The sequence below is a fragment of the Roseibium sp. ROS1 genome, from assembly GCF_054658215.1.
Genome location: NZ_BAAGIG010000003.1, coordinates 118778 through 131303, shown reverse-complemented (window position 1 = coordinate 131303; position 12526 = coordinate 118778). Strand labels below are relative to the sequence as shown.

At 60.0% G+C, this 12526-nt stretch carries 12 protein-coding genes; 7 read left to right on the top strand and 5 right to left on the bottom strand.

What is annotated here, in order from left to right; genetic code table 11:
* Positions 1-46: 46 nt before the first annotated feature.
* The 3 genes from preA to ACYQ6M_RS16785 form a co-directional block, all read right to left on the bottom strand.
* Positions 47-1360 (bottom strand): NAD-dependent dihydropyrimidine dehydrogenase subunit PreA, encoded by a 1314-nt coding sequence (gene preA / locus ACYQ6M_RS16795; protein ID WP_022999265.1) that lies wholly within the window; start codon positions 1358-1360, stop codon positions 47-49.
* A 90-nt stretch (positions 1361-1450) separates the two neighbouring features.
* Positions 1451-2797 (bottom strand): NAD(P)-dependent oxidoreductase, encoded by a 1347-nt coding sequence (locus ACYQ6M_RS16790; RefSeq protein WP_055659228.1) that lies wholly within the window; start codon positions 2795-2797, stop codon positions 1451-1453.
* 370 nt (positions 2798-3167) lie between these two features.
* Positions 3168-3422 carry a hypothetical protein gene (locus ACYQ6M_RS16785; protein ID WP_206908344.1) on the bottom strand — a complete coding sequence of 85 codons (255 nt, stop codon included), beginning with the start codon at positions 3420-3422 and terminating at the stop codon, positions 3168-3170.
* A 501-nt stretch (positions 3423-3923) separates the two neighbouring features.
* Between ACYQ6M_RS16785 and ACYQ6M_RS16780 the strand changes: the two genes are divergently transcribed.
* Entirely contained in the window at positions 3924-4721 is a 798-nt protein-coding gene (locus tag ACYQ6M_RS16780; protein ID WP_152504947.1) for a creatininase family protein, read from the top strand.
* A gap of 13 nt (positions 4722-4734) precedes the next feature.
* Here ACYQ6M_RS16780 and ACYQ6M_RS16775 read toward each other — a convergent pair whose 3' ends face one another.
* Positions 4735-5670, bottom strand: a complete 936-nt coding sequence (locus tag ACYQ6M_RS16775; protein ID WP_031268748.1) for a LysR family transcriptional regulator — start codon at positions 5668-5670, stop codon at positions 4735-4737.
* Between the two features lie 178 nt (positions 5671-5848).
* Between ACYQ6M_RS16775 and ACYQ6M_RS16770 the strand changes: the two genes are divergently transcribed.
* From ACYQ6M_RS16770 to ACYQ6M_RS16745, 6 genes are all read left to right on the top strand, one after another.
* Entirely contained in the window at positions 5849-6859 is a 1011-nt protein-coding gene (locus tag ACYQ6M_RS16770) for an ABC transporter substrate-binding protein (protein WP_022999260.1), read from the top strand.
* Between the two features lie 73 nt (positions 6860-6932).
* Positions 6933-7772, top strand: a complete 840-nt coding sequence (locus ACYQ6M_RS16765; protein WP_419150096.1) for an ABC transporter ATP-binding protein — start codon at positions 6933-6935, stop codon at positions 7770-7772.
* Positions 7772-8692 (top strand): ABC transporter permease, encoded by a 921-nt coding sequence (locus ACYQ6M_RS16760; RefSeq protein ID WP_022999258.1) that lies wholly within the window; start codon positions 7772-7774, stop codon positions 8690-8692. Before ACYQ6M_RS16765 ends, ACYQ6M_RS16760 begins: the two co-directional genes overlap by 1 nt.
* Entirely contained in the window at positions 8692-9996 is a 1305-nt protein-coding gene (locus tag ACYQ6M_RS16755) for a cytosine deaminase (RefSeq protein ID WP_460074699.1), read from the top strand. The genes ACYQ6M_RS16760 and ACYQ6M_RS16755 overlap by 1 nt, the downstream gene beginning before the upstream one ends.
* A 2-nt stretch (positions 9997-9998) precedes the next feature.
* Positions 9999-11405, top strand: coding sequence for an FAD-binding oxidoreductase (locus ACYQ6M_RS16750; RefSeq protein ID WP_062491106.1), 1407 nt, complete (start codon positions 9999-10001; stop codon positions 11403-11405).
* Between the two features lie 4 nt (positions 11406-11409).
* Complete coding sequence (locus ACYQ6M_RS16745) at positions 11410-11991, top strand: NAD(P)H-dependent oxidoreductase (protein WP_460074698.1); 582 nt, start codon at positions 11410-11412, stop codon at positions 11989-11991.
* Positions 11992-12012: 21 nt separating this feature from the next.
* On the opposite strand, the gene ACYQ6M_RS16740 is transcribed toward ACYQ6M_RS16745, so the two are convergent.
* Positions 12013-12417, bottom strand: a complete 405-nt coding sequence (locus ACYQ6M_RS16740; RefSeq protein ID WP_460074697.1) for a RidA family protein — start codon at positions 12415-12417, stop codon at positions 12013-12015.
* Between the last annotated feature and the right edge of the window lie 109 nt (positions 12418-12526).

Genomic DNA, 12526 nt, shown 5'->3' with positions numbered 1-12526 from the left:
CAAGGGAGGATCTTGCCCGCGTTGAAGGTGACCGCCGGAGCTTTGCCTATTCGGCTGCTTCCTTGACGGCCATCGGGTTGTTCGGGTGCGTCGTCCAGTTGGCGTAGTCCTTTTCGACAGGCTTCTTGGTGCGCGGATCGATGCTGCCGGCCTCCATGGGTTCCATGGTGATGCAGCCTTCGATCGGGCAGACATTGACGCACAGGTTGCAGCCGACGCATTCCTCGTCGATCACCTCGAACTTGCGAACGCCGTCCACCATGTTGGTGATCGCCTGGTGGGACGTGTCCTCACAGGCGATGTGGCAGCGGCCGCATTCGATGCAAAGATCCTGATCGATCTTGGCCTTGGCGATGTAGTTGAGGTTGAGGTACTGCCAGTCGGACACATTCGGCACCGCGCTGCCGACAAACTGGTCGACGGACGTGTAGCCCTTGGTGTCCATCCAGTCGCTGAGGCCTTCGATCATGTCCTCGACAACCCGGAAGCCATAGGTCATTGCGGCCGTGCAGACCTGCACAGAGCCTGCGCCGAGCGCCATGAACTCGGCCGCGTCACGCCAGGTGGTCACGCCGCCGATGCCGGAGATCGGCAATCCGTGGGTCACCGGGTCGCGGGCGATTTCGGCGACCATGTTGAGTGCAATCGGCTTTACGGCGGGGCCGCAATAGCCGCCGTGCGCACCCTTGCCGTCGACAGAGGGGGACGGCGACATGATGTCGAGGTCGACACCCATGATCGAGTTGATGGTGTTGATCAGCGAAACAGCATCAGCACCACCCGCCTTGGCGGCCTGCGCCGGCTTGCGGACATCGGTGATATTCGGCGTCAGCTTCACGATGCAGGGCATGCGCGAATGCTGCTTCACCCAGCGGGTGACCATCTCGATGTATTCCGGCACCTGGCCGACGGCGGAGCCCATGCCGCGTTCGCTCATGCCGTGCGGGCAACCAAAGTTCAGTTCGACACCGTCGGCTTCGGTTTCTTCGACGCGGCGGAGGATGTCGATCCAGTTCTGCTCCTCGCAGGGCACCATCAGCGAGACGACGAGCGCCCGGTCCGGCCAGTCGCGCTTCACCTGCTTGATCTCGCGCAGGTTCACTTCCAGCGGACGGTCGGTGATCAGTTCGATGTTGTTGAGGCCGATCAGCTGCCGGTCCTTGCCATGGATCGCGCCGTAGCGCGGACCGTTGACGTTGACCACCGCCGGATCTTCCCCAAGCGTCTTCCACACGACGCCACCCCAGCCGGCCTTGAAGGCCCGGACGACGTTATATTCCTTGTCCGTCGGCGGCGCGGATGCCAGCCAGAACGGGTTCGGCGATTTGATGCCGATAAAATCAGTACGCAAGTCAGCCATGGTGGCTCTCCCTCAAATCGGTGGCGCCGAGCGCGTCAGCTGCTGCCGGGCGCTCAGGTCCCAGTCGCTCAGGTTTCAGGCGCGCAAGTCTCAGGCGGTCAGGGCAGCGTTAATGCTCTCGGCGGCAATCTTGCCATCCTCGACAGCGGCAACCGTGAGGTCTTCACCGCCCAGCACGCAGTCACCGCCCGCCCATACATCGGCAAGGCTGGTCTTGCGGTCCGCATCAACCACGATTCGACCCTTTTCAAGGGACAGCGCATCGCCGAGATCCGCTTGCACCAGGGTCTGGCCAACGGCCTTGAACACCATGTCCGCAGGCAGGGTGATGACTTCGCCTGTACCGGTCAGGGAACCATTCTGCTCCTGGGTCCGCTCCAGTTCAATCGCGGTAATCGCACCGTTTTCACCGACAAGGCCCTTCGGCTGGGCCCAGGTCATGATCCGGACGCCGCTGGTCTGGGCCAGCTGCTGTTCGTATTCGGAGGCGTTCATCCGGTCCTGACCGCGGCGATAGGCGATCGTGACGTCTTCGGCGCCCAGCAGTTTGGTCTGGACCGCAATGTCGACCGCAGTCATGCCGCCGCCGATCACCACGATGCGCCGGCCAACCGGAAGCTCGGAAAGATCCTTCGACTGACGCAGGTCGGCAATGTAGTCGACGGCATCGATCGAGCCGCTCTTGTCTTCGCCTTCAAGGCCAAGCGCATTGACGCCGCCAAGGCCGATGCCGAGGAACACGGCATCATATTCGGCACGCAGGGTCGCAAGATCCAGATTGGTGCCGAGGCGCATACCGGTCCGAACCTCGATACCGCCGATGGACAGGATGAAATCCACTTCCCGCGCGGCAAAGTCGTCGACCGATTTGTAGGAGGCAATACCGTATTCGTTGAGGCCGCCGGCCTTTTCGCGGGCATCGAACAGGGTGACGTCGTGACCGTGCACCGCCAGCCGGTGGGCGCAGGAAAGACCCGCAGGTCCGGCGCCGACGACGGCAACCTTCTTGCCGGTTGCAGCAGCGCGCGTGAACGGCGTCGAGCTGAACTCCGACATGAAGTGATCAGTCGAATACCGCTGCAACTCGCCGATCTTCACCGGCTTGCCTTCGGCAACTTCGCGCACGCAGACCTGTTCACACAGTGTCTCGGTCGGGCAGACGCGGGCACACATGCCGCCCAGAATGTTCTGGGCGAAAATGGTTTTCGCGGCCCCGGTCGGGTTCCCGGTCGAGATCTGGCGAATGAACTGCGGAATGTCGATGCTGGTCGGGCATGCCTGCATGCAAGGGGCGTCGTAGCAGAAGTAGCAACGGTCGGCTTCGACCTGCGCTTCGTGCTGGTCCAGCAGCGGGTGCAGGTCGCTGAAATTCTCAGCGTATGCGTCCTCAGGCAAGCGCCCGGCGGCAATGTCCGGGCCGGCTTTGGTCTGGGTCATGGAGATCTCCGGAAGGTTGGCGATCGTTTTCAAGGTGGCTTCCTTCGTTTGATGAGGAGGCTCAGGAATGCATTGGAAGAAAATTTGAACAGTTAGTCAAATTTTTTTTGGAATGATTAAAAACTTGAGGGAAAAAATCAGCAATAAAATTACCGGAAAAACAGCATCTTAACTCAAAAAAGGCGCTGTGATGAAATTTGCGCCATGGCGCAAAATCCGGCCTGACAGCTGCCTGTCACGGTGTATTGGCGGGGAAAACAGGACAGATCAACGCGCACGCACGCCAAAGAGCTCCGGCGCACCTGTGTGCACCGGAGTTAAAGCGGCCGCCAGGCAAACTGGTAGCGTTGGTTCCGGAACCGTGTCCCGGTTAGTGCGAGTGGTGTGACAGGCGCAGGGGCACTGTCTGACGGGGGCTTTGAACCCGTCCGGCCACATTCTGGAACGCGAGCACAAGACTGACTGCAACAAGAGTCGCAGGCCACAAGATCGATGTGACCAGAACTCCCAGCAGCCGCTTTGGTGTGCTCAGTCCGCTATCAAGCAATTCCGCAGACGACAGGATCAGAAACACCAGCGTAACGGCGCCATAGAGGACGGCTCCCATGAAGAACAGGAGATACATGTCGGTTACCCACCTTACATTTTACCCAATGCCGCATCCCGAGCCTCAATGCGGCGTCCTACCTCGGACATCACAAGGCAAATCTTTGGTGTAAATGTGGCCGTTTCGCTTCTGGGTAGGTGTAGGTGCGCCCAAACGTTCGCTATCCGAGCCGGGCGAGTAACCCCGGAATGCAGCGCGTCTCCTTGGGGAACTCCCGCTAACTGCATGGTTAACAAAAGGTTTCCGGATTTGCAGTGGCGGGAAAATGACCGGTTTCAGCCCGCTTTCGGAACCCCGCGCCTGTGGACATGTTTGTGGACAGAAAAGGAAAATATTTTTCGATTGAGTACAAAGTGGCGGACGGATGTCGCCATATTTTGCTCCGGGTCGGCAAAGGGCTTGAAACCCACTGCGCACAAAAAGGCAGCGGGCTGAAGACATAATGATGCTTTTCAAGTGTCGCCGACTTGCCTACGCCAAACAGGAACGCATCACGGCAACAGAGTTGGGACAGTGCCGATGGCCAAGCATTTCTTCTGGAACGAATTGAATGCCTCGGATTTCGCGGCGCTTGATCCCGAGCGGACCATCGCAATCCTGCCGACCGCCTCGACCGAGCAACATGGCCCGCATCTGCCGATCGCGACCGATGTCGCAATCGCCCAGGGAATGCTTGCCGAAACGCGCAAACAGCTGCCGGAAGATCTCGATATTCTGGTGTTGCCTGTGCAGGAAATCGGCAAGGCGAACGAACATGTCTACGGCCCGGGAACATTGTCTCTCGGGGCTGAGTTGCTGATCCCCGTCTGGACCGCCATTGGCCAGAAAGTGTCGGAAGCCGGCATTCGCAAGATGGTGATCGTCAATTCCCATGGCGGCAACACCGACATCATCAGCATCGTCTCGCGCGAACTGCGCGTGCGTTACGAAATGGCTGTTCTGGTGACGCATTGGGGCCGGTTCGGCCATCCGGACGGCATGATTTCCGCTCACGAGTCCAAATTCGGTATTCACGGCGGCGAGGTCGAAACATCCTTGATGCTGCATTTCCGGCCTGAACTGGTCCGCATGGACAAGGCCGAGAACTTCATCTCAAAAGCCGAAGAGATGCTGGAAAACTCCAAATACATCCAGCCGACGCCGCCCCATGCCCTGGCCTGGATCGCCCATGATCTCAACCCGGCCGGCGTCGTTGGAGATGCCTCCAGGGGGACGGCGGAAAAAGGAGCGGTGATCAGTGCTCATCAGGCCGCCGGTTTCATTGAGATGCTGCGTGACTTCACAGCCTATTCGCTGACCAACCTGTATAAGCCATAACGATCTTCGGATCTTAAACGGGCAGGTTGCCTTCCCGTTGCAATTCCTCCACCTGAGCAACGAGTTCCTGCAGCAGGAATTCGACGAACAGGCTTGTTGCCGCGTCCATCGAGGCTCGCGCCCGAGTAAACAGCTTCATCGGCTGGTGATGTGTCCGGGCAACGTTCAGCGGTCGGAAAACAAGCTCGCCCCTCCGGCATTCGGCCAGAACGTCCAGTGGATTGAGCAGGCTGATGCCGATGCCGCGCCGGACAAGCTGGCGAACCGTTTCCGAGGAGTTCGTTTCCAGGATCGGTTCCACCGGGATCGGCACGGACGACAGTACCAAATTGATCACGTCCCGCAGGCTGGTTCCCGATTGGGCCAGCACCAGACGCTCCTGAACCACATCCACGAGATCGACCGGCCCGGTTTCCTGCGCCAGTTTGTGTCCGGGCGGAACCACTGCGCCGATGGGAATGTCGAAGGTGGCCAGCGTCCGCAGGCCCGGCGTTGCGGCAATGTTGAAGCCGAGGCCGATGTCGACTTCGCCTGTCAGGACCGGATTGATCGTCGTCGTGCCGCCGTCACTGCGAAGCTTGATGTGAACGCGCGGGTTCTTCTCGATGAACTTCGCGATGATTTCCGACAGCGGTCCCGAAGCGAGGCCGACGGTCGTCACCAGCGAAACCTGGCCGGCCTGCGGCATTTTCAGCGCCCGGATCCGGGTCTCTAGCCTGGCATAGTCTTTCAGAACGCCGCGGATATGTTCAACGCACAGCTCTCCAGCCGCGGTAAGCCGCAGCCCGCGTGGCAGGCGTTCGAACAGGGGAACGCCGAATTCCTCTTCCAGGGCAAGGATTTGCCGGTTGATGGCGGAGGACGACACATTCAGCCGATCAGCTGCCTTCCGAATGGAGCCGCAGCGCGCGATCTCATCCAGGTAAAGCAGCTTGCGGGAGTGGAGCAGGGCCAAGAAGTGCCTCCTTTTTGTGCATGCGGCACAATTGATCGTCAGAAAAGATAGCGATGACAATAAGGCATCGCTGCAGGCGAATTTTGATGCTTTTCAACGTGCGCTGCAAGGGATCAAATATTTTCGGAAATGTGCGGTTTCACGGTAGTTTTGTTTTACTGGAGGGTACGAAATGACAGTTTTCCCATCTGCGAAGACGCTTCTCGCAGCGGTTCTTCTCACCGGAACCGCCACTCACCAGGCATTGGCGCTGGATGAGGTGAGCTACGGCACCAACTGGCTCGCGCAGGCGGAACACGGCGGGTTTTACCAGGCCGTTGCCGACGGCACCTACGAGAAATACGGCCTGAAGGTCACGATCGCGCCGGGCGGCCCGCAGGCTGCCAACGATGCGCTGCTGATCTCCGGCAAGATCGATTTTTACATGGGCGGGACGCTGAAGGGCTTCGACTACGTCAAGGAAGGCATTCCGCTGATCAACGTCGCCAGCATCTTCCAGAAGGATCCGCAGATCCTCGTTGCGCATCCCGATCAGGGCATCGACAAGTTCACCGACCTTGCCAAGCTTGAAACCATCTACATGGGCAAGGACGGCTACGTCACCTATTTCGAGTGGATGAAGAAGAACTTCGAAGGCTTCTCCGACGCCCAGTTCAAGCCCTACACCTTCAACCCGGCTCCATTCATCGTCGATCCCAAGTCCGCGCAGCAGGGCTACCTGACGTCCGAGCCGTATGAAATCGAAAACCAGGCAGGCTGGGCGCCGAAAGTGTTCCTTCTGGCCGATGAAGGCTGGACGCCGTATTCGACCATGATCACCACTTCCAAGGCGCTGGTCGAGGAAAACCCGGATCTGGTGCAGCGTTTCGTCGATGCCTCCATCGAGGGCTGGTACAATTACCTCTACGGCGACAACGCCGCGGCAAACGAGTTGATCAAGAAAGACAACCCGGAAATGACCGACGGTCAGCTCGCCTATTCCCTTGCGAAGATGAAGGAATACGGCATCGTGGATTCCGGCGACACGGAAGAAAAGGGCATCGGTTGCATGACCGACGAGCATTTCAAGGCGTTCTTCGATACGCTGGCTTCGATCGCCGTCGTGGATGCCTCTCTTGACTACAAGCAGTCCTACACCACGGACTTCGTCTGCAAGGGCGTCGGCCTCGACCTGAAGAAGTAAGGCCGGTTTGGCAAATACATTCCGCTTCGCGCCACGGCGTGCGAAGCGGCCGCCTCCAGATGCAGAGTTGAGCATGGTCATCGCCGAACAGGGCAGCGCAGAAACGAAGACGCCGTCGGCCCGCAGTGTGAAATCATCCCGCCCGCTGGTGGCGATGGATAATGTTTCGAAGGTATTCTCCAACGGGACGTTGGCCCTGTCCGGCATGTCCATGACGGTCCGGCCGGGAGAGTTCATAAGTTTGCTGGGGCCGTCCGGTTGCGGCAAGTCGACCGCGCTCAGGATCATCGCCGGCCTTGGCGGCGTATCGGAAGGCGAAATCGACTGGCCGAGTTTCCGCATCAACTCCAGAGGTCTGCCTGACGGCGACATCAGCTTCGTGTTTCAGGAACCGACGCTGATGCCCTGGCAGACCGTCTTCGGCAACGTCTACCTTCCCCTGCGCCTCAAGGGCGTCTCGAAGAAAGCGGCATCGGAACGGATCATGACCGCGCTGGAAAGCGTAGGTCTGAAGGACTTCGCCGATGCCTATCCGCGCGAACTTTCCGGCGGCATGAAGATGCGGGTCTCCATTGCGCGTGCGCTGGTAACCGAGCCCAAGCTGCTGTTGATGGACGAACCCTTCGCCGCCCTTGACGAGATCACGCGCCAAAAGCTGAATGACGATGTGCTGGCGCTCTGGAAGGCGACCGGCATCACGGTGATCTTCGTGACCCATTCCGTCTATGAATCCGCCTATCTGGCAAACCGGATCGTGGTGATGAAAGCCCGGCCGGGCCGCGTGCACTCGGACTTTCCCCTGCACACCAGTCTGGAGCGGGATGCGCAGTACCGTACCTCCGAGGAGTACAGGCAGGCCTGCGCGGAAGTCTCCGCCATGCTGTCGGAAGCCATGGGAGGCGAGGAGCACTGATGACCGCACCAGCAAACGAAACACTGGCCCCCGCCGACGTTCTGCAGGAACCAGACCGCGAAGCGCAGGTCTCGCGCAAAAGGCCTGCATCAGCAGCCAAGCTGCCGACAAAGGAAAGCGCTGCCGCTGCCAAGCGGCGGGAGCGTATCCTGACGGTTCTGGTGCCGATCTTCGTCATCGCAGGCTTGATCGCGCTCTGGCAGGTCATGGTCACCGTGAATGACATTCCGCACTACATTCTTCCCGGCCCGGGACTGGTGGTGAATTCGCTGATGTCCGACTGGCACATCCTGCTGCCCGCCCTTTGGGTGACGACCAAGATCACGCTTGCCTCCCTTGCCCTGGCGTTGATCGGCGGTGGCGGCATGGCGATCCTGCTTGTGCAGTCCCGCTGGATCGAGACGGCGCTCTATCCGATCACCGTTATCCTGCAGGTCACGCCGATCATCGCGATCGCTCCGCTGATCCTGATCTACGCGCCGTCGACGCAGGCAGCGCTTTTGATTTGCGCCTTTGTCGTCGCCTTCTTCCCGATCCTGTCCAACATGGTGCAGGGCCTGAAGAGCGTGGATCACAACCTCTTGAATCTGTTTGAACTTTACGGCGCCTCGCGCTGGCAGACGCTGATCTATCTGAAGCTGCCGGCTTCCCTGCCGTATTTCATGACCGGCCTTCGCATCGGTGGCGGTCTTGCGTTGATAGCGGCGGTCGTTGCCGAATTTGCGGCCGGATCGGCCGGTGCAGGCTCGGGACTTGCCTTCCGCCTTCTGGAATCCCAGTTCCGGCTCAATATTTCACGTCTGTTCGCAGCGCTGTTCCTGCTTGCCAGCCTGGGTGTGCTGATCTTCGCTTTGACGTCCTTCATCTCCTGGTGGACACTGCATCGCTGGCACGAAAGCAGCCTGAAGCGGGAAAACTGATGACACTCGACCTTCCCAAAACCGGCCGGTTCGCGCTGCGCACCGCAACCCTGCCCACCGCAGTCACGCCGGGGTCGGCGCTTCCTGCGCGCGAGGGTCTGTCGTCGGCCGATCTGATCATTTCAGACGGGCGTATTGAGGCCATTTTACCGGCTGGGACAGCCCCCGCGGACATAGAAAGCGTTGATCTGCAAAGGCGCATGGTCTGGCCCTGCTTTGCCGACATGCACACCCACATCGACAAGGGTCATATCTGGGACCGGCAACCCAACCCGACAGGCGATTTCGACGGTGCACTTGCCGCCGTCAGAGCCGACCGGGAGGCAAACTGGACGGCCAGGGACGTTGAAACGCGCATGGACTTCTCCCTGCGCTGTGCCTATGCGCACGGAACCAGCCTCCTGCGCACCCATCTCGACAGCCTGGCACCGCAGCACCGGATTTCCTTCGAGGTGTTCGCCGACATGCGCGAACGCTGGAAAGACCGGATCGCCCTGCAGGCTGCCGCCCTGTTTCCGATCGATGCCATCGATGACGACGCCTATTTTTCCGACCTGGTGGAGGTCGTCGTGGCAAACGGCGGGCTGCTTGGCGGCGTGACCTTCCCGTTGCCGGATCTAGACCGCAGGCTGGATATCCTGTTTCGCACGGCTGCGGACAACGGCCTCGATATCGACCTGCATGTTGATGAGACCCAGGATGCCAACGTCCTGACGCTGCTTGCTATTGCGCAAGCCAAGCTGCGCAACGGGTTCGAAGGCGCTGTCACGGTCGGCCATTGCTGTTCCCTGGCGCGCCAGGACGACGACAAGGCCAAGGCGACAATCGACAAGGTGAGGGAGGCAGGCCTCTCCGTCGTTTCCCTGCCCATGTGCAACATGTATCTGCAGGACCGGCACCCGGGCCGCACGCCACGGTCGCGTGGCGTTACACTGCTGCACGAACTGCGGGCCGCAGGCGTGCCGGTGGCCGTTTCATCGGACAATACCCGCGATCCTTTCTACGCCTATGGCGATCTCGACATGGTGGAAGTGTTCCGCGAGGCGGTGCGTATTGCGCATCTGGACCACCCGCTTGATGATGCGGCCAAGGTGGTCACCAGCCTTCCGGCCGACATCCTGCAAGTCCCCGAAGTCGGGCGGATTGCCGAGGGGCTGGGCGCCGATCTCGTCATCTTCAACGCTCGAAGCTGGAGCGAATTTCTGTCCCGTCCGCAGGCGGACCGCATCGTGATGCGGAATGGCATGGGCATCGACCGTCGCCTGCCGGATTATTCTGAACTTGACCCGCTGACGAAAGGCTGACCATGGCCGATTACGAGACAATCAAGGCCGAACTTGATGGCATTGCGGTTGAGGACAATCCGCGTCTGGTTCAGGCCAAGAGCCGTGACTTTTATTGGTATTCGCCGGTCCTCAAGGCCCAGCTCGACAACGTCACCGGAGATCTTCTGGTCTCGCCGAAAAATGAAGCGGAAGTCATAAAGGTTCTGAAAACGGCATTTGCGCACGGTGTGCCGGTCACGCCGCGTGGTGCGGGCACGGGCAACTATGGCCAGGCGATGCCACTGTCCGGCGGCATCGTGCTTGATATGTCGAAGATGGACGAGGTCAAGGAAATCGCACCGGGCCGGGTCGTCTGCGGTCCGGGCATCGTCATCGCAAAGCTCGACAAGATTACAAAAGAACATTCGGGCCAGGAACTGCGCTTCCATCCTTCAACCGCGCAAACCGCGACCATTGGCGGCTTTATCGCCGGTGGCTCCGGCGGTGTCGGTTCGGTTCACTGGGGCGGCCTGCGCGACCTCGGCAACATCCTGCGCCTGCGCATCGTCACCATGGAAGCCGAACCCAGGGTGATCGAGCTGTCCACCTGGGACCTGCAGAAGGTCAGTCATGCCTATGGCACCAACGGTATCATCACCGAAGTCGAAATGCCGCTGACAACGGCTCATGACTGGGTGGACGTGATCGTCGGCCACGAAACCTTCATGGACGCGGTCGTCTTTTCCGACAAGCTGGCGCGCAGCAACGGTATTCTGCTGAAGGAAGTCGCCCCGATAGCGGCACCCATACCGTTCGATTTCTTCACGCGGCACAAGCCCTGGCTGAAGGAAGGCGAGGCGGTCACCGTGCTGATGGTGGCGCCGCATTCCATGTCGGCAATGCTTGCGCTTGCGGAACGGATGAAGGGCGAAGTGCGCTTCCGGTCGGACGAAGTGGAAAGCATGAAGGGCATTCCGCATGTCTATGAGCTTGCCTGGAACCACACGACACTGCGGGCGCTGAAGTTCGACAGTTCCTTCACCTACCTGCAGACGCAGTATCCGGGCCCGAACCACGTGGAGCTTGTGCGCAAGACCACCGAAATGTTCCCGGGCGAGATCTTCGGACACCTGGAGTTCCTGCGGTTCGATGGTCAGGTGCAATGTTCCGGCCTTCCCCTGATCCGCTACACGACGGAAGAACGGCTGGACGAGATCATCCGTCTGCACGAGGAAAACGGCTGCCGGGTGTTCAACCCGCATCGCTACACCCTTGAAGAAGGCGGCATGAAACAGACCGACCAGGTCCAGCTCGCCTTCAAGAAGGAGACGGACCCGGAAGGGTTGCTCAATCCGGGCAAGATGATCGCCTGGGACAATCCGGACTTCGACTTCAATTCCGGCCAGAACTATCTTTTCCCGGGCCTTCAGGCCTTTGCCGAGGCCTGATCAGATGCGTGTACTGGTTCTCCATTCCCACCCGCAGGAGCACAGTTTCGGCCGGGCGCTCTATCACAAGACCTGTGAAAGCCTGGCGAAGGCGGGGCATGAGGTCGACGGCTGCAATCTCTATGAGGAAGGGTTCGACCCCGTCCTCTCCGCCCGCGACAGGGACATCTATCACACGGTCCCCGAGAACCGGGAACTGGTCGACAATTACTGCGAGCGCCTGCTGGCGGCGGAAGGTCTGGTCATCTGCACGCCGGTCTGGAACTTCGGCTTTCCCGCGATGCTGAAAGGTTACTTCGACCGTGTCTGGCTGCCAGGCGTTTCGTTTCATCTGGAAGACGGCACCTTGACGCCGACCTTGCGCCATATCCGCAAGATGGCGGCCGTCATGACCTATGGCGGCAGCCGGTGGCGGGCGTTTCTGGTTGGCGATCCGCCGCGCAAGGTGGTCAATCGGGTCATCCGGGCACAGATCAAGATCGGCGCACCGGTGAAATATCTGGCCCATTACGACATGAACAACTGCACCCCGGCCTCGACCGGTGCCTTTCTGGAGAAGGTCGGCAAGGAAATGGAGCGGTTCTGACACCGCTCCGGGCTGGCTGGGCTAGAACACCTTCGCCGCGGTCACTTCCACTTCCACCAGAAACTCCGGACGCGTGAAGCCACCAACCACCAACAGGGTCGAGACCGGTTTCAGCGCTCCGGTGTAGCGGTCTCGAACGGCCATATAGTCCGCGAAATCTTCCCGCCGCGTGACAAAGCCGGAAATGCGGATGACGTCTTCGAAGCCCATGTCCGCTTCCTTCAGGATCGCGGCGATGGCCTCGAAGCAAACTTCGGTCTGACCGGTCACGTCCGGCGGAATCGTGTCGTCCGGCCGGATACCGAGCTGGCCGGAGGTCACCAGAAGGCTGGCGCCGGGTGGCACGTAAAGGCCGTGATTGTACTGCCCGAAGGGTGTTCGTACGGAAGGGGGATTGAAGGATTTCTTGTCGGTTGGACCGGCCATGAGCGCAGGTTCTCCAGAAATTGCATCTTGTCATGCATGTTCCGGCATAAGAGCCGGAAAGTCATTGAAAAAATGCAGCTTTTCTGAATTTACGACGCGTCTCGCGAAC